At 62.0% G+C, this 21,683-nt stretch carries 17 protein-coding genes and 1 other RNA gene; 13 read left to right on the plus strand and 5 right to left on the minus strand.

The window, feature by feature from the left end; all coding sequences use genetic code 11:
- Positions 1-2 precede the first annotated feature (2 nt).
- Positions 3-1,043: an AAA family ATPase gene (locus G442_RS0119885; RefSeq protein ID WP_084440758.1), complete on the minus strand. Its 1,041-nt coding sequence runs from the start codon at positions 1,041-1,043 to the stop codon at positions 3-5.
- A gap of 204 nt (positions 1,044-1,247) precedes the next feature.
- On the opposite strand from G442_RS0119885, the gene G442_RS23690 reads away from it, so the two are divergent.
- The 3 genes from G442_RS23690 (at position 1,248) to G442_RS0119900 (ending at position 5,229) form a co-directional block, all read left to right on the plus strand.
- A complete protein-coding gene (locus G442_RS23690) occupies positions 1,248-1,832 on the plus strand; it encodes a DUF1285 domain-containing protein (protein ID WP_051292604.1) in 585 nt (194 codons plus the stop codon).
- A gap of 83 nt (positions 1,833-1,915) precedes the next feature.
- A complete protein-coding gene (locus G442_RS0119895; protein WP_084440768.1) occupies positions 1,916-3,391 on the plus strand; it encodes a CCA tRNA nucleotidyltransferase in 1,476 nt (491 codons plus the stop codon).
- Between the two features lie 47 nt (positions 3,392-3,438).
- The gene (locus G442_RS0119900) at positions 3,439-5,229 is read left to right on the plus strand and encodes an ABC transporter ATP-binding protein (protein WP_051292582.1); all 1,791 of its coding nucleotides are present in this window, start codon (positions 3,439-3,441) and stop codon (positions 5,227-5,229) included.
- 109 nt (positions 5,230-5,338) lie between these two features.
- Here the strand turns inward: G442_RS0119900 and G442_RS0119905 are convergent, their stop codons facing one another.
- Entirely contained in the window at positions 5,339-6,307 is a 969-nt protein-coding gene (locus G442_RS0119905; protein ID WP_026399341.1) for a carbon-nitrogen hydrolase family protein, read from the minus strand.
- Between the two features lie 92 nt (positions 6,308-6,399).
- Here G442_RS0119905 and G442_RS23695 point away from each other — a divergent pair, with 92 nt between their 5' ends.
- Positions 6,400-7,407 (plus strand): LysR family transcriptional regulator, encoded by a 1,008-nt coding sequence (locus tag G442_RS23695; RefSeq protein WP_084440759.1) that lies wholly within the window; start codon positions 6,400-6,402, stop codon positions 7,405-7,407.
- A 171-nt stretch (positions 7,408-7,578) separates the two neighbouring features.
- On the opposite strand, the gene clpA is transcribed toward G442_RS23695, so the two are convergent.
- Positions 7,579-9,918: an ATP-dependent Clp protease ATP-binding subunit ClpA gene (clpA, locus tag G442_RS0119915; RefSeq protein ID WP_026399342.1), complete on the minus strand. Its 2,340-nt coding sequence runs from the start codon at positions 9,916-9,918 to the stop codon at positions 7,579-7,581.
- A gap of 218 nt (positions 9,919-10,136) precedes the next feature.
- Positions 10,137-10,541, minus strand: coding sequence for an ATP-dependent Clp protease adapter ClpS (gene clpS, locus G442_RS0119920; RefSeq protein WP_084440760.1), 405 nt, complete (start codon positions 10,539-10,541; stop codon positions 10,137-10,139).
- Between the two features lie 242 nt (positions 10,542-10,783).
- Here clpS and G442_RS23700 point away from each other — a divergent pair, with 242 nt between their 5' ends.
- The 9 genes from G442_RS23700 to folB all read left to right on the plus strand — a co-directional run bounded on the left by G442_RS23700 (position 10,784) and on the right by folB (position 19,504).
- Positions 10,784-11,992, plus strand: a complete 1,209-nt coding sequence (locus tag G442_RS23700) for a D-alanyl-D-alanine carboxypeptidase family protein (protein ID WP_084440769.1) — start codon at positions 10,784-10,786, stop codon at positions 11,990-11,992.
- A gap of 119 nt (positions 11,993-12,111) precedes the next feature.
- Positions 12,112-12,915: a type I methionyl aminopeptidase gene (gene map / locus G442_RS0119930; protein ID WP_026399344.1), complete on the plus strand. Its 804-nt coding sequence runs from the start codon at positions 12,112-12,114 to the stop codon at positions 12,913-12,915.
- A 143-nt stretch (positions 12,916-13,058) separates the two neighbouring features.
- The gene (ggt, locus tag G442_RS0119935) at positions 13,059-14,858 is read left to right on the plus strand and encodes a gamma-glutamyltransferase (RefSeq protein WP_371863405.1); all 1,800 of its coding nucleotides are present in this window, start codon (positions 13,059-13,061) and stop codon (positions 14,856-14,858) included.
- Between the two features lie 51 nt (positions 14,859-14,909).
- Positions 14,910-15,007: signal recognition particle sRNA small type (gene ffs / locus G442_RS24765), an RNA gene on the plus strand.
- Between the two features lie 91 nt (positions 15,008-15,098).
- On the plus strand, positions 15,099-17,228 hold the full coding sequence (locus G442_RS23705; protein ID WP_084440761.1) for a DNA polymerase III subunit gamma/tau: 2,130 nt from the start codon (positions 15,099-15,101) through the stop codon (positions 17,226-17,228).
- A 49-nt stretch (positions 17,229-17,277) separates the two neighbouring features.
- On the plus strand, positions 17,278-17,601 hold the full coding sequence (locus G442_RS0119945) for a YbaB/EbfC family nucleoid-associated protein (RefSeq protein ID WP_026399346.1): 324 nt from the start codon (positions 17,278-17,280) through the stop codon (positions 17,599-17,601).
- A gap of 18 nt (positions 17,602-17,619) precedes the next feature.
- Complete coding sequence (gene recR / locus G442_RS0119950; RefSeq protein ID WP_035376962.1) at positions 17,620-18,231, plus strand: recombination mediator RecR; 612 nt, start codon at positions 17,620-17,622, stop codon at positions 18,229-18,231.
- A 36-nt stretch (positions 18,232-18,267) separates the two neighbouring features.
- On the plus strand, positions 18,268-19,086 hold the full coding sequence (locus G442_RS0119955) for an SDR family oxidoreductase (RefSeq protein WP_084440762.1): 819 nt from the start codon (positions 18,268-18,270) through the stop codon (positions 19,084-19,086).
- Positions 19,087-19,096: 10 nt separating this feature from the next.
- A complete protein-coding gene (gene folB / locus G442_RS0119960; protein WP_026399349.1) occupies positions 19,097-19,504 on the plus strand; it encodes a dihydroneopterin aldolase in 408 nt (135 codons plus the stop codon).
- Between the two features lie 4 nt (positions 19,505-19,508).
- On the opposite strand, the gene G442_RS23710 is transcribed toward folB, so the two are convergent.
- Positions 19,509-21,281, minus strand: coding sequence for a putative bifunctional diguanylate cyclase/phosphodiesterase (locus tag G442_RS23710; RefSeq protein ID WP_051292583.1), 1,773 nt, complete (start codon positions 21,279-21,281; stop codon positions 19,509-19,511).
- Positions 21,282-21,683 lie beyond the last annotated feature (402 nt).

The raw sequence follows: 21,683 nt of genomic DNA on the forward strand, positions 1-21,683 counted from the left end.
AGTCAGCCCAGACGGCGGACGAGATCGTCGATCACGTCTTCGATGCGGGTCGCGTTGGCGCGGGCGGAAAAGCTCAGAGCCATGCGATGGGCCAGCACGGGTTTGGCCAGAGCCGCGACGTCATCAAGATTGGGCGAAAGGCGCCCGTCCAGCAGTGCGCGTGCGCGGGTAGCAAGCATCAGCGTCTGGGCGGCGCGCGGTCCGGGGCCCCATGCGATGGCGTCGCGCACTGCGGCGACGTCAGAGGTTTCGGGTCGCGCGGAACGGACCAGATTGAGGATTGCGTCCACGATTCGGTCGCCGATCGGCAGGCTGCGCACCGTCTCCTGCGCGGCGATGAGGTCGGTCGTGGAGAGCGCGGGACGCGCCTGCTGCTGCTGAAGGCCGGTAGTCGCGAGGAGCATCGCCCGTTCGTCCGCGGCGTCCGGGAAGCCGAGCTGGATCTGCAGCATGAAGCGGTCGAGCTGCGCTTCCGGCAGCGGATAGGTTCCTTCCTGATCGATCGGGTTCTGGGTGGCGAGGACATGGAAGGGCTTGGGCAACGGATAATCAGTGCCGGCGATCGACACCCGGTGTTCCTGCATCGCCTGCAGCAACGCCGATTGCGTGCGCGGGCTGGCGCGGTTGATTTCGTCGGCCATCAGCAACTGGGAAAAAACCGGGCCGGGAACGAAGCGGAAGCTGCGATGTCCGGCGGCGTCCTCGTCGAGGATTTCGCTCCCTGTGATGTCGGACGGCATCAGATCAGGGGTGAACTGCACGCGGCGCGCGTCCAGCCCCAGCACGACGCCCAGAGTCGTCACCAGCAGCGTCTTGCCGAGTCCCGGCGCCCCGACCAGCAGCGCATGGCCGCCAGCGAGAATGCTGATCATGGCCTGCTCGATTACGGCGCCCTGGCCGAACACGACGCGGCTGATTTCACCGCGCGCAGCCTGCAACTGCGCCGTTACGGCGTCTGCGCGTTTTGCGGCGTCTCCGGACGGGTCGTCTGCGGAGCCGGATGCGTGCGGGGCCGGGTGAATCGAGAAGGTGTCTGACGTCATAGTTTTCAGTCTGTGCGCGTCCGGGTCTTACATCAAGCCGGGGGGCGACCCTATATGTGGTTGGCCCGCAGGCAAACAGAAGCAGGTTAATCGAACGTGACCCGTGACTCTTTTTCGAAAGACCAACGATGCGCCGATACGCTGGCGGGTCGCCTCAACACGGCTGAGGCGTCTCATTACGCGACGACGACGGCTCCGACGCCGTTGGACGGGTCGCCTTCAGGCGGGGAGCCGCCACGGCGAAAGCCGCAGCAGTGCGGCGCTTTGCCGTTTCTGATCCGGCGCGATGGCGCCTGGCTCTACAGGGGCTCGCCTATTCGTCGCAAGCCGATGGTCTGCTTATTCTCCTCCGCGCTACGGCGCGCCGTGGACGGCGTTTTTTGGCTCTCCACGCCAGTCGAGGAAGGGACGATCGAGGTCGAGGACGCGCCGTTTGTCGCCGTGGAGCTGGAGTGGTGCGGATGTGGGCGCGAACAGGTTTTGTGTTTTCGCACCAATGTTGACGAAGTCGTCACTGCGGGACCGGAGCATCCGCTGCGGGCGCAATGGAATGCTCCTTTGGACGCCTGCGACAGTCAGACGCCGCCTTATCTGACAGTCAGGAAGGGCGAGGGCGCGCTGCCGATTGAGGCCCGAATTTCGCGCCCTGTGTGGTACGAACTTGCAGCGTTGGCCGTGCCGGGCTGCCATTGCGGGCAATCCTGCCTGGGCGTCTGGAGCCAGGGCGTGTTTTTTCCGCTGGCGCGCGCTCCGCGCGGATGCCCTGACGCTCTGATGGATTGCGAATAGCCGCCGCGAGGCTACGAGAATGAAACGCGGCATCCGGCGTAAACGTTCGCGTACCGCGTGCTTCCGTATAAAATCACTGGATGATGTCGCTTCCCTCAAACCCCGGTCAGCTAGCGCTCGAGCGTTTGCCCGCTTACACGGAGCTCCGCCGCTTGTGGGCTGTTCTGCCGCGAGCGCGGCTCGTCGGCGGGGCCGTACGTGACCTGGCGCTTGGGGTTGACGCCGCCGACGTCGATCTCGCTACGCCCGAGCCGCCGGATGTGGTGATGAATATCCTCGCCGACGCGGGAATTCGGACCGTGCCGACCGGATTGTCTCACGGCACGGTCACAGCCGTTCTCAATGGACGCGGCCTCGAAATAACCACGCTGCGTCGTGATGAGGAAACGGATGGGCGTCACGCCGTCGTATCCTGGACAACGGACTGGCGTGAGGACGCCGCGCGCCGGGATTTCACAATCAACGCCCTGTCCTGCGACAGCGATGGCGTCGTCCACGATTATTTCGGCGGGTTGACCGATCTTGCCGCCGGGCGGGTGCGTTTCGTGGGCGATCCGGGAGAGCGGATACACGAAGACGCGTTGCGGGTTCTACGGTTTTTCCGTTTTCAGGGAAGGTTCGGAGTCGGTCAGGCCGATCCGGAGGCGCTTTTTGCGATCCGTGCGATGGCTGGTCGCGTCCGGCGGCTCTCCGTTGAGCGAGTCTGGTCAGAGTTTCGGCGTATTCTGCGCGGGCCGCGGGCTGACGACATGGTGATGCTGATGGCCGAAACGGGCGTGCTGCAGGACGTGCTGCCCGAACTGCTCGCGCGTGGAGGTGTGGCTGAAGTGCAGGCGGCGGCCGAAAGGTTGGCGCGACTGGTCGATTCCGGCGCTCCGCGCGAGGAATATGTGGGGCTGGCGGCGTTGCTTTGGGCGCCGCCTTCCGAAGGCGCGGCGGCGGATGGAGAACTCGCAGAAAGCTCTGCCAGCCGGCTGCGGCTTTCTCGTGCGGATCAGGAACGCGTGCGTGCGATTCTTCAGGCTCCTCCGATGACGCCGTCTCAATCGGACGCGGAACTGCGTCGGGCGGCAGCGGATACCTCAGTGGCGGTGCTGGTCGACCGAGCGTGGCTGGATCAGGCGTTGACGGCGGAGCCGCTGCGACGTGGAGACGCATCGGAGGGCTCGTCGTCAAGGGATTGCCAGCCAAAGGCAAAAGACGGGCTGCTGGACGTTTCTCCCGACGATGCGGCTCTGCCGGGTGATGCGGTCTTGCGGGGAGAATGGTCCACCGGAGCGCCTTCAAAGATAAGGGCGCAATCGGGAGAGAGGGAGACGACAGGAGGCCCGGACGCCAACGCGTGGACGACGCTACGGGGCCGCCTTTCGCGCTTGCGGGCGCCTGAATTTCCTCTTGCCGGCCGAGATATCGTGGCGCTCGGCGTGGCGCCAGGAGCGGAGGTCGGACGTATTCTGGCGGAGACCGGACAGTGGTGGCGTATGGGGGGGTGCCTCGCCGATCGGGGGGAATGTCTGGCGTGGGCGAGCCGACTGATCGAGCGGGCGAGGACGCCTTAGGCGACGGTCGCCTTTCCCACGTCCGTCGGCGCTGATAGACAGCAGCGATGAATGTTGTGTCCCCGATAGCCGTGAAGCCCTCGCGGAAAGGAAAAACCGTGCTGCCGGACGACAGCGTGGGCCTGCTGCGCCGGTTATGGCGGGAAGAAGTGCGTCTGCATCGCGGACGGATCGTCTCGGTTATCGTCCTGACCATTCTGACCGCCGTCCTGACCGCGCTCTATCCATTGGTGATCCAGCGCGCGCTCGACATGTTCTCGTCGCACGACGAGCGGATCCTGTATCAGGTGCCGCTGCTCGTCGTGGCGATCACCATCGCCAAGGCGGCGTCGCAGTATGGGCAGACACTGGCGACGCAGGGTCTGGTGCTGGTGGTTATCCGCGGCCTGCAGGGCGTGATGTTTCAGCATCTGAGCGTGACTGACGTTGCGCGCATCGAGCGAGAGGCCCCCGCCGCGATCGCGGCCCGCTTCACGACGGACGCTGTCTCGATTCGTGAGGCGATGGTGCGGGCGGTGAACTCGCTGGGCGATGCGGTGACGGTCATCGGGTTGATCGTCGCGATGTTCTATATGGATTGGGAGTTGAGCCTGATCGCGGGTCTTCTATATCCGATCGCGGCCGTGCCGATCCAGAAGCTGGGCAAGCGGGTCCGCCGCGCATCGGGGAATGTGCAGGAGCAGATCGGGGAGACGGCGGCGCTTCTGACCGAGACTTTTTCGCAGGCGCGCACTGTCCGGGTTTATGGTCTGGAAAAACGTGAGGCCGAGCGCGCGGATATCTCTTTCGACCGGCTCCATGAGGCTTTCGTAAAGATTACCAGTGGTCGCGCGCGCGTCGATCCGTTGCTCGAGGCGCTTGGCGGCTCCGCCGTCGCTGCGGTACTGGGTTTCGCCGGGTGGCGCGCGGCGATGGGCGGAGCGACGCTGGGCGATTTCTCCGGCTTTGTCGCCGCATTGTTGCTGGCGTCGCGTCCGCTGCGCGCGCTGGGCGCGCTGAACGCAGCGTTGCAGGAGGGATTGGCCGGGCTGTCCCGCATTTTCTCGGTAATCGACGAGGAAGCGGCCGTTACGGAGCGTCCGGGCGCGAAACCGTTGCCGCCGGGTCATGGGCATCTGACGTTCGACAATGTCGCCTTCCATTACCCCGACGGCAGGGTAGGACTGGAAAGCCTGTCGTTCGACGTCAAACCGGGATTGACCATTGCGTTGGTCGGACCTTCGGGCGCCGGGAAGTCCACGGCGCTGTCCCTGATTCCACGTCTGCACGACGTGACAGACGGCGCGATCAGGCTCGATGGCGTTGATCTGCGAGACCTGAAGCTCGACGCTCTGCGTAAAGCTATTGCGTATGTCAGTCAGGATACATTGCTGTTCGATGTGTCGGTGCGCGACAACATTCTGGTTGGCCGTCCTGACGCCTCTGAGGCTGAACTGCGTGAAGCCACGCGTCTGGCTGCCGCCGAGCAATTTATTCTCGATCTTCCTCAAGGTTTCGACACGCGCGTCGGCCCCAGCGGTGGGCGTCTGTCCGGCGGACAGAGGCAGAGGATCGCGCTTGCCCGAGCCCTGCTGCGTGATCCGCGCCTGCTGCTGCTGGACGAAGCCACGAGCGCGCTGGACAGCGAAAATGAATCCACTGTGCAGGCCGCATTGGGGCAGGTGAGGGCCGGACGTACGACGATCATCGTCGCGCACAGGCTTTCGACAGTGCGATCCGCTGATCTGGTCGTGGTGCTGGATGAGGGCAGGGTGGCGGAGAGCGGCTCTCACGCCGAGCTTATCGCCGCCGATGGGCTGTATGCCCGACTGGTCAGGAGCCAGGGGCTGGAAGGGTAACGGCTCGGTTCTGACATTGGCGTTTGAGGGTTTGAGCGGTGTCGTTTCTATGGCGGCAGGATAAACGCGAGTTATAGTCTCGCGCTTGCCCCGCCGCGGTGTCGGTTATCTATAAGCTCTCGACATCCGGCATAGGCAGGGACGGCGCTGGATCGGAAAATGATACGGGACTCTGCACGCAATTATTGACGCGCAGGTTGAAGATATCGGGGCGTGAGTAATGCCCCGCGACATCGAGGTCGTATTTGCCTCTGATCACGTCGTCCAGATCGATATCGGCCGTAATGATCGCTTCGCGATCGTAGACGGGTCCCGCGACGATCTCTCCCAGCGGGTTGACGATGATGCTCCCGCCACGGATCAGGACAGTTTTAGGGTCATTTCCCTGATGGCAGTCATATGCCTCCGGCGCGTCGGCGCGGGTGAGATACTGACAGGCGCTCAGAACAAAAGTCCGTCCCTCGTAGGCGATATGGCGCATTGAAGCCTGCCAGATTTCGCGTTCGTCCACTGTGGGAGCGCACCACAGGTTAACGCCGCGCGCATACATGCTCTGACGCAGGTCCGGCATGTAGTTCTCCCAGCAGATGGCGGCCCCGATGTGGCCGACTTCAGTTTCAAATACGGGGATGGTGGATCCGTCCCCATGTCCCCACACCAGCCTTTCCGTACCTGTGGGCATTAACTTCCGATGTTTGCCCATCAGGGATCCGTCCGGCCCAAAGAAAAGTGCAGTGCAATAAAGCGTTGCGCCCTCACGTTCTATGACGCCGACGACAAGATGCGCCTTCATCTTTGCGGCGAAAGAGCCGATGCGCGCTGTCTCCGGTCCAGGAACTGCGATCGCAGATTTCCAATACCGCAGGTAATCGTCACGCCCTTCTGGAAAGCGGCTGCCGAGAATGGCGCCAAACGTGAGTCCTTTGGGATAACCGCCGATATAGGCCTCCGGGAAGACGGCAAGTTCAACGCCTTCGGCTGCGGCGGCGTGGCAATGCGCTTCCATGCGGTCGAGGGTTCGGGGTGTGTCGAAAAGGCTCGTTCCCGCCTGAATGACGGCGACGCGGCGCTGGCTCATGTCCTGATCTCTCGTGTGGGTATCGGGTGGCGGCGAGAGTGGACTTTCCGCCAATATTGAACAAACTGGATTTTTCGATAGTTAGAATCATCATGGTCGATAGTAGTCGTTTTGATTTCAATCTGATCACGACCTTTCTGGCGTTGTGGGAAGAGCGCAGCGTCTCGAAAGCGGCGCTGCGGCTGTCCCTAAGCCAATCTGCAGTCAGTGCGTCGCTGGCGCGTCTGCGGGAAGCGACGGGCGATCCTCTGTTCGTCCGTGCGCGCGGTGAGATGCAGCCAACCGTACGGGCTGTAGCCATGGCCGAACCATTGCAGAATGGAGCGACGCTGATTCATGAGGCGTTTTCATCGCAGACGGTTTTCGACCCGGCGACAAGTCATCAGCACTTCTTCCTGGGTATGTCGGATGATTTCCAAATTGCGGCGGGTCCATCGCTCGCAAGGCGATTAAGTGTGGCGGCGCCACATGTCTCGATCACCTTCAGGCAAGCCAACAGGCATCGGGTCGAGGCGCTTTTTGAAGCGGGCGAAATCGATTTCGCTGTCGTGGCCCAGCCGAGAGCATATGCTGGTCTGGAGCAACAGGATATCGGACAATCGGGTTACGCGTGCCTTCTCGATCCGGTCGCCTGTGGCGTTAAACTTCCACTCTCGCTGGAGGATTATCTGGCGTTACCGCATATTCTCGTCTCCTTTTCAGGGCGAGAAGGTATTGTCGATCAGGTGCTGAAAACGATGGGTTTGGCGCGGCATGTCCAATCGGCGCTGACGCATTTCTCCGCTTTGCCGTCATTCCTTGCTGGCGCACGGGCTGTCGCCACGTTGCCTGTACATGCTGCGCAGGCGCTGGTCGCTGTTTCTGGTCTTGTTGTCTGCCCGGCGCCCATAAATATCGGGACGTATTCGGTGTCTTTGCTCTGGCAGCGTGCTGCGGACAATCCGTGGATGCGCGATAGCATCTGTGACGCATTTCAAGAGGTGTTACGCGACCTGGAGGCGGAGGCGTCTGGGCGAACTGAGTTGATGGCTGGCAACCGCGCAAAATACACAACGGGCTGTCGTTTTCAGGGGACGCCGGTTCTATCTGAGAAAAGCTGAGACGTAGAGCGGGTCGGAATCGGCCAACGTGCCGCTGTGATCTGTCCCTGAAGGAAGAAATTCGTCGACAGGAAGAACACGCGACCTCGCAACTATGGTGGCTAAGGTTCGCGCGGGCCAAGATCGTTTTTCCCAAAAAGAAACCGCCCCGGGTGGGGCGGTTTCCTTAATTCAGGTGACGTTTTCCGACTCTTTCTCGTTTCCGCCTTCGTCGTTCTCGGAGGCGCTCCCTCCGGTCTCGACAATCTCGAAGTCGAGAGCGCCGTCCTTGAGCGAAATCTTGACGGCGCCGCCCTTGACCAGACGACCGAAGAGCAGTTCTTCCGCCAGCGGTTTCTTGATCGACTCCTGAATGACGCGACCGAGTGGGCGTGCGCCATAGAGGCGGTCATAACCGCGCTCCGCGAGCCATTCCTTGGCGGCCGAGGAGATTTCGATCGTGACGTTGCGGTCGGCGAGTTGCGCCTCAAGCTGCAAGATGAACTTCTCAACGACGCGACCGACTGTTTCCGGCATCAGGTTCGCGAACGGGATGATCGCGTCCAGCCTGTTGCGGAACTCCGGCGTGAAGATGCGTTTGATCGCCTCTTCGTCCTCTCCTTCGCGTGTGTCGCGACCAAAACCGATGGCCTCCTTGCTGAGATCGGCGGCCCCCGCGTTGGTCGTCATGATGAGGATGACGTTTCGGAAGTCGACGGTCTTGCCGTTGTGGTCGGTCAGTTGGCCGTGGTCCATGACCTGCAGCAGCACGTTGTAAAGATCCTGATGGGCTTTCTCGATTTCGTCGAGAAGCAGGACCGCGTGCGGATGCTGGTCAATGGCGTCGGTCAGCAGGCCGCCCTGATCGAAGCCGACATACCCCGGAGGCGCGCCAAGCAGGCGTGAGATGGAGTGACGCTCCATATACTCCGACATATCGAAGCGGATCAGTTCGATGCCCAGCGTGGAAGCGAGCTGACGCGCAACCTCTGTCTTGCCGACACCGGTGGGGCCAGAGAACAGGTAGTTGCCGATCGGCTTCTCGGGTTCGCGCAGGCCCGCGCGGGACAGCTTGATCGCGGCCGAAAGAGCCTCGATCGCCTTGTCCTGACCGAACACCATGTTCTTCAGGTCGCGCTCCAGCGTGCGGAGCACTTCCTTGTCGTCGGCCGAGACGCTCTTGGGCGGAATGCGCGCGATTTTCGCGATGATGTCCTCGACGTCGCGCAGCGTCACGGTCTTGCGGCGCTTGTTCTCGGGCAGCAGCATCCGCGACGCGCCGACCTCGTCGATCACGTCGATCGCCTTGTCCGGCAGCTTGCGGTCGTGGATGTACTTCGCCGCAAGCTCGACGGCGCCGCGAATGGCGTCGTCGGTGTAGCGCACCTTGTGGTGCTTTTCGTAATTGCCCTTCAGGCCGCGCAGGATTTTCACAGCGTCGTCAACGCTGGGCTCCGCCACGTCGATCTTCTGGAACCGCCGCACCAGAGCGCGGTCTTTTTCGAAGTGCTGGCGGAATTCCTTATACGTCGTCGAGCCGATGCAACGTAAAGTGCCGGCTGCCAGAGCGGGTTTCAGCAGGTTGGAGGCGTCCATCGCGCCGCCAGAGGTCGCGCCGGCGCCGATCACCGTGTGGATCTCGTCGATGAACAGGATGCCGCCCGGATTCTGGTCCAGTTCGGTGACGACGGCCTTCAGCCGTTCCTCGAAATCTCCGCGATAGCGGGTGCCTGCCAGCAACGCGCCCATGTCGAGCGAGTAGATGGTGGAGGCCAGAAGAACTTCCGGCACTTCGCCTTCGACGATGCGCTTGGCGAGGCCTTCAGCGATGGCGGTCTTGCCGACGCCGGGATCGCCCACGTAGAGCGGGTTGTTTTTGGTACGGCGGCACAGAATCTGGATCGTGCGCTCGATTTCCGTGTCGCGCCCGATCAGCGGGTCGATTTTCCCTGCCGTCGCTTTCTTGTTCAGGTCGACGCAATAAGTCGAGAGAGCGTCAGCGCTTTTGGCTGCGCCTTTTCCGCGCTCCTCACGCTCGCCTTCCTCTTTCTCGGAGGGCGTGTTCGCGCCGGACACCGTTCGCCGCGTGGAACGATCGGGCGCCTTGGCGATGCCGTGCGAGATGAAGTTGACGGCGTCGAGCCGAGTCATGTCCTGAAGCTGCAGGAAGTAGACGGCGTGGCTCTCGCGCTCTGCGAAGAGGGCGACGAGCACATTGGCGCCTGTCACCTCGTCACGCCCTGTGGACTGCACATGGATGGCGGCGCGCTGGATCACGCGCTGGAATGCGGCCGTCGGCTTGGGTTCGGTCGGGCGTTCGGACGCGAGGCCCGCGAGGTCCTTGTCGAGGAATTCCGTCAGGTCCGCCCGTAACTTGTCGAGGTCGACGCCGCAGGCCCGAAACACGGTGACCGCGTCGGCGTCGTCGATCAGCGCGATAAGCAGATGCTCCAGCGTCGCGTACTCATGTCGCCGTTCTCCGGCGAGGGTGAGGGCGCGGTGCAACGTCTGCTCAAGATTGCGTGACAACATGATTGAGACGCTCCTTTCCGGAATAGGCGTGTCCGGTCACGCTACGAGGCAAACCCGTCGTCTGACATATTTGGATGCTTCGAAAAGAAATGCGAGTCAGAAGATGCGCGGGCGAATCAAGTTTCCATTCCACACGGCGTCGGAGGCGGACGAAGATGCCCGCCGCCAGGCGTGTGGAAGTCGTAATATGGGATGATGGGAGGTCGCGCGCCGGACGTCTATTCTTTTTCGATGGTGCACTGCAGCGGGTGCTGATTCTGTCGTGCAAGGTCCATCACCTGCGTGACCTTGCTTTCGGCCACCTCGTAAGTGAAGACGCCGCAGACGCCTACGCCGCGCTTGTGAACCTGAAGCATGATGCTCGTCGCTTCATCCCGTGTTTTCTGGAAGAAACGCTCCAGAACATGGACGACGAACTCCATCGGCGTGTAGTCGTCGTTCAGCATCAGCACCTTGTACATCGCGGGCTTTTGCGTGCGGGGGCGGGCCTTGATGAGAACGCCGGTGTTGGGCGTGTTGTCTCTTTCGTCTTCCGAAAGCCGCACGCGACTTTTCCCGCCATGTGAGACGGCGGTGTCCGACGGCGTGGGGAGGATTGCGAAAGCGGCGTTCAAGCTGGGCATGGCCCTAATTATAACGCTTTTCCGGTGCGGTATGAATAGCTGCGGAGCGGGCGTAGTTCTGGTCGTGGTTCCGTGCATGGTTTTGTTCTTGTAATGTTCCTGTTTGGGGGGCGGGATACTTTCCTGAAGGCATTACAAATCACACTATTTTCATCTTCTTAGTAAATTTTCCCTAGACGATTGTTTGGACGTTGTTAGTGTCACAATTCGGAGCGGGTTTGATGGACTGGGGCGCTTGCGGGATGGCTGACTTGCAGAAAAAGAGCGTCATATGGTCGCATCACGACGATGGCGGTGCAGACAATGCCGTTTCGACGCCCCGTGTGAAGAATAAAATTCGTATCCGCGTCGGGCGCGTTTTTTCCGGGCGGGTTCTCGGCGTGAGCCTCGCCGCACTTGCGTTTGGGGCGTCGGTCAAGCCGGCGGCGGCGCAGTATGTCGGCCATATGAGCGTCTTCGTCGCGGATGCAAGGACCGGCGCAGTCCTTGCTCAGGACAACCCGGACCTTCAGCGCTATCCGGCCAGCCTCACCAAGTTGATGACGCTGTATATGACCTTCAAGGCGCTGCGTTCTGGGACGATCTCGATGGATCAGGCCGTGCCGATTTCGATCCACGCCGCGACCCGTGAGCCGTCGAAGCTCGGTTTGACGCCGGGAGCCTATTTGACGGTAGAGCAGGGCGTTCTCGGTCTTGTCACGAAGTCCGCCAACGATGCGGCTTGCGCTCTGGGCGAGTTGATCGGCGGCGGGGACGAAGAGCGGTTTGCGGAGATGATGACGGCGCAGGCCCATGCGCTGGGCATGACGCGCACGACTTTTCGCAATGCATCGGGTCTTCCTGATCCTGAACAGGTTACGACGGCGCGCGATCTTGGGATCCTCGCCGAGCGTCTGATCGCCGATTTCCCCGAGGACTATCACTACTTCTCCGTACCGACGTTCTATTATCGTGGGCGTGAAATTCCGAACCACAACCCGATGCTCCGGTTTTATCCGGGCGCTGACGGCATGAAGACCGGATACACTGCGCAGGCGGGTCTAAATCTTGTGACCTCTGCGATCCGTAATGACGTCCGTCTGGTGGGCGTCGTTATGGGCGCTTCGTCCAGTGCCGAGCGCAGTCGCACCATGGCAGCGTCGCTTGACCAGGGGTTCGGCGCCGAAGGCGTGCCTGCCGTCGAATATACGACGCCGGTCCCTCGTCCTCTTATTCTTGCCCGTTCTGCGGCTGGCCGCCGTCGTGCGATGCTTATGCTGGCCGCTGCCTCTCGTGGTTCACGCGGAACGCCATTGCAGGTCGCCGAAGCTCCTGCGGCGTCGGGAAAGCACAAGCATTCGCGCCTCGCCTCCGTACGTCTTGTGTCGGCCCATGCTCCGAAGACGGCCGCGAAGCACTCTCATGCGACGCATGCCGCGCCAACAGGAAAGCATTCCCGTTCGCGCACCTGACGCGATCCGAGGGTTTTCCTATATTCACACCGTCTGTATGACAGAAGTAGCCTGAGGCTTCAGCGGGTCGGCGTTCGACCTCGCCGCCGGCGGCTCTGTTAAGGTGATGAGGGGATCCCATGGAAGGAGACACCGGCGCTCGGGGTATCGTTCTGCACGATGAGTCCGATTTCGTGGGGCTTCGCGCCGCTGGCCGTCTGGCGGCCGAGACGCTGGACATGATTACGGAACATGTGCGGCCGGGAGTGACGACGGGCGACCTGGATGTGCTCATCCATGAATTTACGCTCGCACGCGGAGCTACGCCCGCGCCGCTCAATTATCGGGGCTATCCCAAGTCCTCATGTATTTCGATCAATCATGTCGTCTGCCACGGCATTCCGGGACGTCGCGCCCTTCAGGATGGCGATATTCTGAACATCGACGTGACGTCGATTCTGGACGGGTGGTACGGCGACAGCAGCCGTATGTACGTGGTGGGCAATCCCTCGGTGAAAGCGCGTAAACTGATCGACGTCACGTATGACTGTCTGATGCTGGGTATCGACGTCGTGAAGCCGGGCGCCACGCTTGGCGACATTGGACACGCTATCCAGCAATATGCGGAAAAGCAGCGGTTCTCTGTGGTGCGCGATTTCTGTGGTCACGGAATCGGGCGCACTTTCCACTCGGCGCCGAACGTTCTGCACTACGGCTCTCCCGGCGAAGGCCTGACGTTGAAAGAGGGGATGGTCTTTACCATCGAGCCGATGATCAACGCGGGTAAGGCCGAGGTGAAAATTCTCGAAGACGGATGGACAGCGGTGACGCGCGATCGGTCGCTGTCCGCGCAGTTCGAGCACATGATCGGTGTCACGGCGACCGGGTGCGAAATATTTACCCTCTCGCCAGCGGGCTACACGCGGCCGCTCTACGGCGCGTGACCGGTTTTTCCGGTCGCATCGGATCGCGTTTCGCTTCTTCGCAGGCCCTGGAAAACAAAAAGACGAAAGGAGGCGTTGTGCCTCATAACCCCGCCATCTCTGGCCGCCGCTCCATCGCGCGCCAAGCGTTCCTCCTCGCTGCCGTGTTCGCCGTCAGCACACTCGCCCCGGCGTCGGTTTTCGCGCAGACGGCGTCGAAGGGTGCGACCGATGCTGGCGTGCCGGATCCGTTGGCTTTTGGTCAGGATGCGCTCGGATTGACGCCGGTGGCTCCGGTCTACGGCAAAAAGGGCATGGTGGTCTCAGCGCAGCGGCTGGCGTCCGAAGTTGGCGCGCACATTCTTGCCGAGGGAGGTAACGCCGCCGACGCCGCTGTGGCGGTCGGTTATGCGTTGGCGGTCGTCTATCCGGCTGCGGGCAATATTGGCGGCGGTGGTTTCATGGTGCTGCACCCCGCGAAGGGCGAGGCCGTGTTCATCGATTTTCGTGAACATGCGCCTCTGAAGGCGACGCCGACGATGTACCAGGATGCAAGCGGAGCCGTGGTGCCTGGCCTGTCCGTGCGTGGCTGGAAGTCGATTGGCGTGCCCGGAACAGTCGCCGGACTGGAGCTTGTGCGCCAGCGCTGGGGGCACATGTCGCGTGAGAAGTTGATGGCTCCGGCGATCAAACTGGCGCGTCTCGGGTTTGTTCTCGCTGACGGCGATGTGCAGCTTCTGCACACCAGCACCGACGTGTTTCGTGCCGACCCTGCCGCCAGGAATATTTTCCTGCGCCCGGACGGTTCCCCGATGCAGGTGGGCGATCGGCTGGTCCAGATTGAGCTGGCTGATACGCTGGAGACTATTGCGAAAGGGGGGGCGGACGCTTTCTACAAAGGGTCCATCGCGCGAAAGGTCGTTGACGCGAGCAACGCCAATGGCGGTATTTTTCAGATGGAAGATTTCGCGAAATATGCGCCGCGGGTGATGCCGACGCTGACCTGCAGCTATCGTGGTTACACGATCGAGACGACGCCCCCTCCAAGCGGTGGAGGCGTTGCGCTGTGCGAAATGCTGAACATTCTGTCTGGTTACGACATGCATGCGCTCGGCCTGCATACCGCGCCTGCGGTTCAGCATGAGATCGAGGCGATGCGGCACACCTATTCTGACAGGCGCGACCTGGGCGACCCGGCGTTCGTGCAGAACCCGGTGGCTCACCTTATTGATCCTGCCTACGCAGTCGCTGTGCGGCAGGCGATGCCGACAGATGTGGCGATTGATTCCAATACCCTGATCGGCGGTGAGGCGGCGCCGGGTTCGACAGCGGCTCCGCCCGCCGCAGGCGCTGCGGAGAAGCACGAGACGACGCAGTTTTCTGTGATGGATTCGTCCGGCTTCGCCGTGTCCACGACCTACACGCTGAACGGCTGGTTCGGTTCAGGCGTGATCGCGGGAAACACCGGGTTTTTCCTGAACGACGAAATGGATGATTTCACGGCCAAGCCGGGCTCGCCCAACATGTTCGGCATCGTCGGCGGCGTTGCGAATCAGGTGGAGCCCGGCAAGACGCCCCTGTCTTCAATGGCGCCGACGATCCTGACGCGCGACGGCAAGCCTGTGATGGTGATTGGAAGCCCCGGCGGTTCGCGGATTCCGACGATCATCCTTTCCGTGATTCTCGGCGCTGTCGATTATGGTCTCGACATCCAGCAGGCCATCGACCTGCCGCGCATCCATGAGCAGTGGCTGCCGCAGGCGGTGGAGATCGAGAAGGGCGCACTCTCCGATTCCGTGAAAGAGACGCTCTCCAGAGAAGGTTACGTGTTTCACGAGCACGCCGCATGGGGCGTGCCGGAAGGGATTATCGCAGGCGGCCCGACCCTGTCTGGCCCTCGCAAATCCGGTTTCTTCGGCGCACCTGATCGCCGTCATCCCGGTGGGGCGGCAGTCGGCGAATAGGGTGTAATTAGGGGTGGTCGAGTCCGAAACTGCGTGATAGAGACCGTCCCCGGAAGGTCGGCGGCGGACGGGCGCCTTGCCAACCCGGTCAGATCCGGAAGGAAGCAGCCGCAGTGAGTTTCGCCCGGGTCGTCGTTCGGCCTTCCACCGCATCTTCCTCGACATGCTGGCCTGATCCGACGATGTGTCGCCCCGTCGGGGCGTTATCGTGGTCTCTTACGGTTTTCAGGGCCTAACGCCATGTCAGATACCGAAAACGAAGACGACGGCCTGCCCCTTCCCATGGAGGGTGGCGCGGGCCTGTTCGGCGAACCGAATCCCGCCGCGCCGGCCGTAGCTGTCGAACCGCCCGCCGCGGCGTCGGTCGTTGGCGCAAGCCAGCGCACGGCCTCGGCCGAGGCGCCTCGCTCAGGCGTGTCCTATCGCGTTCTTGCCCGTAAATACCGTCCGACGACGTTCGACGATCTGATCGGGCAGGAAGCGATGGTGCGCACCTTGCGCAACGCCTTCGCCGTTGGTCGCGTCGCCCATGCCTTCATGTTCAATGGCGTGCGCGGCGTGGGCAAGACGACGACGGCGCGAATCGTCGCGCGCGCTCTGAACTGCGTCGGGCCGGACGGCAATGGCGGCCCGACGGCTGATCCCTGCGGCGTCTGCCCGAACTGCATCGCGATCCTTGGCGACAGGCACCCCGACGTTCTCGAGATGGACGCGGCGTCCCGCACCGGCGTTGACGATGTGCGAGAGATTATCGAGGCGACGCGCTTCCGTCCGATTCAGGGACGGATGAAGGTCTTCATCATCGACGAGGTTCACATGCTCTCGCGCAACGCGTTCAACGCGTTGCTGAAGACGCTTGAGGAGCCGCCGTCGCAGGTGACGTTCATCTTCGCGACGACAGAGTTGAGGAAAGTGCCGGTGACGGTGCTTTCACGCTGCCAGCGTTTCGATCTGCGTCGTGTGTCGCACGCGGCGCTGAGCGAGTTTTTCGGGACCGTCGCGACCCGGGAAGGCGTGCGGGTCGAACCGGAGGCGCTGGCCTTGATCGCGCGCGCGGCGGATGGGTCGGTGCGAGACGGGTTGTCTCTGCTGGATCAGGCAATCGCCCAGGGTGCGATCTACGACGGAGGCGCCGACGCGCCGATACCAGCCTCTCTGGTCAGCGACATGCTTGGGCTGGCCGATCGGGGGCTTGTCTTCGATCTGTTTGAGGCGGTGATGAAGGGCCGCATCGAGGCTGTGCTTGCGCTGGCGGATGCCGCGTACAGCCGGGGCGGCGATCTGGGCGCACTGCTCGGGGATCTCGCCGAACTCACGCACATGGTGACGCGTCTGAAAACCGCGCCCGCACTGCGCGATTCGGGGGAGTTGCCGGAAGCGGAGCGGGTGCGGGGCACCGCGTTCGCCGATTCGCTGTCGATGGGCGACCTGTCGCGCGCTTGGCAGATCCTGCTCAAGGGATTGGGGGAGGTCGAGACCGCGTCGCTGCGCCGGGAGGCGGCGGAGATGGTTCTGGTCCGTCTGTGTTACGCGGCGAGCGCGCCTTTGCCAGGCGATTTGCTGAAGCGTCTTGAGGCGGCGGTCGGTCCCGCGGGGCAGGGAGCGCAGCCCGGCGGCAGTTCCTCCGGCGGTGGGTCTTCAGGCGGGACGCAGGCTTTCGGCTCGGCGATAGCCGTTGGTCAGCAGTTCGACCCGACGTCCGCGCCGACGGCGCTGGCGTCGTCAGGCGCCGTCGAGCGAAGCGTCGTTCGTCTGGTGGCCAGCGAAGGAATGCTTCAGCCTGCCGAGGCCGTGTCGACCGCCGCAGAACCTGAGGTTGTGGAAAGGTCTGCTCCGAGGACATGGCGTGAGCTTGTCGCCTATGTGCGTGATGACGCGACGGAGGCCGTGCTGCATGGGCATCTGTTGCATTCGGCGCATTTGGTGAATTTTGCGCCGCCGCTGGTCGAATTTCGCGTCGATCATCGCGGTCCCAGGGATTTGACTCAGCAACTTCAGAAATTTCTGCGTTCCCGGCTTGGACCGCATTGGATGGTACGCCGTTCGGAGGCGGAGGGCGAACCGACGCTGGAAGAGCAAAGCGCGCGCATCATTCAGTTCCAGCGAAAGGACGCCAAGGCGCACCCGCTCGTGCGTGCGATTCTCGACGCGTTTCCGGACGCCGAACTCGGGGAGTTGAAAGATTCGTCGCTCGACGAGTATTACGGCCTGCCTCCCGAGGACGACATTCCTGATGCGGGTTTGCTGGGCGGCGACCAGTTGGAATATCCTTGGGAAGCCGGTTATTCGGGCGACGCGGCCGATAACTGGATTGATGCGGTCGCTGACGCCGGGCTGGACATGACGCTCGGCGAAGCCGACGACCGGTAGTGAATCTGGCGCCGCGCGCCGCCGCCATGACGTGTAAGGATCGATCGACGTGAAAAATCTCGCCAGCCTCATGAAGCAGGCCTCTGAAATGCAGGCGAAGATGGAAGCCATGCAGGCGACCCTCGAGAAAACGGTCATCGAGGGTAGCGCGGGCGCGGGCATGGTGTCCGTCACGCTCAGCGGCAAGGGCGACATGCGCGCCATCCGCATCGACCCGAAGCTCGCCGATCCGAACGAGATGGAGATGCTTCAGGACCTGATCCTAGCGGCCTGCGCCGACGCGCGGGTGAAGCTGGACGCCAAGGCTTCCGAGGAAATGCAGAAGGCGACCGGCGGGCTGAACCTGCCGCCGGGACTGAAGCTGCCGTTCTAAGCCGACAAGGCGTTCCGCATGGCCGGGGGCGTATTGGCGAATGGGGAGATCGGGCGTCTGATCGGGCTGGTGTCGCGCCTGCCCGGCCTGGGGCCACGTTCCGCGCGACGGATCGTGCTGGCGCTGTTGCGCGATCCCAAAGGGCGAATGGTCCCCTTGGCCCGCGCCATGCAGGAGGCCGCGGCTTCAGTGCGGACATGCAGTCGCTGTGGAAACCTTGACGGTAAAGATCCCTGTCACATCTGCATGGACCCGTCGCGGCAACAGGATGTCGTCTGCGTGGTCGAGAGTGTGGCCGATCTGTGGGCGCTTGAGCGGGCGGGCACCTATCACGGCGTTTACATGGTTCTGGGCGGGGTGCTGTCGGCTCTTTCCGGTGTCGGCCCGGATGATCTCAATCTGCGACCGCTGTTGACGCGCCTTGATGAGGGATCTGTGCGGGAGGTCATCCTCGCGCTGAGCGCGACGGTAGATGGCGCGACGACCATGCACTGGCTGCAGGAACGGTTGGGTGGGTATGGCGTCAGCATCACGCGTGTTGCGCAGGGCGTGCCCGTCGGTGGTGCGCTGGAGGTATTGGACGACGGCACTTTGGCGGCGGCGTTGAGCGCGCGGCGTCCCGTCGTCTGATCTGCGCCTCGTTCACTAAACCAGGGAAGCAGCTCGATGAGCAGCACTATGAGCGGTGGTCCCACGGGGGCGCTGATTTCCGAGACCATTCCACGCGCCGCTCTGGTGACGGGCGGAGCGCGGCGTCTTGGCCGCACTATCGTTCTTGCTCTTGCGGAGGCGGGTTTTTCCGTTGCGATCCATCATCGCGGCGACCAGAAAGACGCGGCGAAGACCTTGCGCGATATAGAGGCGCTCGGCGTCAGGGGCTGTCTGCTGCAAGCCGATCTTGCTCGTGAGGATGAGGTGACGTCGCTGATGTCGCGCGCTGCGGCGGAGTTGGGGCCGCTGGGCGTGTTGGTGAACAACGCATCGACGTTCGATCGGGACGAATGGGACACCGCGACGCGAGAGAGTTGGGACGCGCATATAGAGCCCAATCTGCGTGCGCCATTCGTGCTTACGCAGGCCTTCGCGGCTGCGATGCCTGACGATATGTCGGGCATGGTTCTGAACATGCTGGACGAACGCGTCTGGTCGCTGACGCCGCATTTCGTCACTTATACCGTTTCGAAATCCGCGTTGTGGACATTGACGCAAACGATGGCTCTGGCGCTGGCGCCGAAGGGCATCCGTGTGAACGCCATCGGGCCTGGGCCGGCGTTGCCGAGCCCCCGGCAGACTGAAGCCGAGTTTCGGCGGCAGTGCGCGTCGACGCCGTTGCGGCGCGGCACGTCGCCCGAGGAAGTCGCACGCGCGGCGCTGTCGTTGCTGGCCCTGCCGTCCGTCACGGGGCAGATGCTGGCGCTTGATGGCGGTCAACACATGCAGTGGCATCCGGCGCCGACCAATCCTGCAGACGCCGTGACGGAGTAGGACACGCGACATGACGACGACTCTTGCGCCGTGGCCTGCGGAACTCGGGCTCCGGCGTCTGTTTCTCAAGGATATGATCGTTGATGCGCATATCGGCGTTTTTCCCCATGAAGAAGGGGTGTCGCAAAAAGTGCGCATCAACGTGTCGTTCGGCGTGGACGATCGGCGCGATCTCGTGGAAGGAGCCGACGATCTGAGCCGTACGGTTTCCTATGAGCACGTCGTGTTGCTGGTGCGGCGTATCGTGGCGGAAGGACATATCCGCCTTGTGGAGACGCTTGCCGAACGGATCGCGGCCGGTGTGATGCAGGAAAAACGTGTGCGGGTCGTGCGGGTCAAGATCGAGAAACTGGAGGTGTTTGCCGAACTGGACTCGGTTGGAGTCGAGATCGAACGCTGGTCTGGAACTGCGGCCTGAGCATTCAGCAGGGCGGGATGCGAAGCGCTGTTGCGGCGGGTTCGGGGGGGGAGAAATAGTACCCTTGGCCTATCCTGCATCCCATGGCGGTGAGCATGTCGCTCTGTTCCTTGGTTTCTACGCCTTCGGCGACGATGGTCAGTGACAGACGTTCTCCCAGAGAAACGATCGTGTCCACAATAGCGTGACTTGATGCGTCCAGCGTTATGTTTTTTACGAAGGCATGATCTATCTTCAGCCCGTCGAACGGGTATTCCAGAAGTCTTGAAAAGGACGAGTATCCTTTGCCGAAATCGTCCAGGGTGATCGAGACGCCTCGGTCTTTCAGCAGCCTGAGGGCGCGCAAGGCGTAGGCGGGACCTGGTTCGATCAGGCCTTGTTCGGTGACTTCCACGGCGATCGCGCCCGGAGGAAGATCGAATTCATCCAGTTGCGCCAGAAATGTTTCGGCGAAGTCGTCCCGCATGAATTCCACGGGCGAAGCGTTGATGGAGATGGGGGGAAGGGATCCGCCCCTTGCCAGGCATTGCTTGGCATCCCGAAAGACCCATTTGCGCATCAGGAAAGCAAGCCTGGTGGCGAGGTGATAATCGTGAAATGCGTCGGCGATCGCGCCGGGAGCTTTCAGGGCGCCGCCAACCCTGTCCGACCAGCGCAACAGGACCTCGTAGCTGACGGTCTTGCCTGTCAGGAGATCGACCTGACGCTGATAGGCGGGTTGAACCGTATCCTGGTCGACAATATCTCTCGCTACACGCAGGCCGTGAAAGACGCGATCCACCGTCTGCGTCATAGGCTGACGAAACAACCTGAAACCGCCGCGGCCATGGGATTTTATTTCCTGCAAAGCCAGGCTGGCGTTTTTTAAAAGAGTCGCGGCCTTTTTGTCTTGCTGGCGGTCGGCCTCGCCCCGCGACAGCGCGCCGCCGATGCTGATGCTGATTTTTATGACGTGCTCATTCTGGAGAAACGGATGCGCCGCCACAGTCGACAATTTGTCGGCAAGCGTCTTCAGACTGGCTTCATCCGTGGCTATGTCGGTGGCGATAGCGAATTCATCTCCGCCTATGCGTGCGACGATTCCGGAGCCCTGCAATTCGGATTTCAGACGATCAGAGAACTCACAAAGAAGGAGGTCGCTAGCTTCATGACCGAACAGGTGATTGATCTGCTTGAAATAATCGAGATCGATGACAAGCAGGCCGATCTGGTCGTCGGGATGGCGTCGTTTTGTCAGCATGCGCTGAAGCGTGCGCAAAAAGTTTTTGCGATTGGGAAGGCCTGTCAGTGCGTCGTGAGCAGCGCTGATTTTTAGCTTCTTTTCGATCTCTCGTTGGGCGGTGACATTGCGGGATACGCACAGGATAGCATTCACGCTGCCGTCAAGGCTGATGACGGGGGTAAGAACGTTCTCCCAGTGCTCTGCGCCGCGTCCGGGAAGAACGCTCTTGCCTGCAAAGCGCGCCCGTTTGCCAGCCGTGGCTGCCTGTAACGCCCGGCGTCCCCGTGAGCGCACCTCTTTGGGCAGCAGGTTGAGCCATTGCAGGCCAACGAAACTCTCTCCCTTTTCCAGGCCGAAGGCTCGTTGGCTGGAAAGATTGAGATGACGCAGGGTGCCGTCGCATTCGATGATCTTGATACAGTCGACGCTCGCGTCCAGCACATGATGCAGGGCCTCTGAGTGGCCTTCGAACACGTTCCCGACGGCCGTCAACGCAGGGGGATGGGCAGTCAGATCACACGGAAGCTCGACAGCCTTATCAAGCCATTGGGTCATGATTCTGCATTTTCCGGTGATTGGGGGGCGCTGACGGCGAAAGTCGGGCGTGAGGGAGGGGATCGAATACGGGCGTCCGCGTCTGCGCGCTCGCTGCGTCTTCGGTTGGTCGCTATGTCGGGCTGGAGACCCGTTCGAGCCGCCGGTGCACTTAGTATCTTGTGGCGTTCAGGATGTCATACGCTTGATTATGGAACCGATTGAGAACCACCATCAAATTCTGTTGTTTTTTATATTGCTTAGAAGATGCGTGGCGAAGAATTATACATCTTCTCGTGCAACCGGACGATAGCTTTCGCGTCACGTCAAGTGAAAACAGCTTAGACGCACTCAATATGGCGATAATTCGGCGCAGTCATTGCAGGGCGGTGGTTTTTTCACGCCCTTGCCGAGGTCTGAGTG

The organism is Acetobacter nitrogenifigens DSM 23921 = NBRC 105050, from assembly GCF_000429165.1.
Classification (GTDB): Bacteria; Pseudomonadota; Alphaproteobacteria; order Acetobacterales; family Acetobacteraceae; genus Acetobacter; species Acetobacter nitrogenifigens.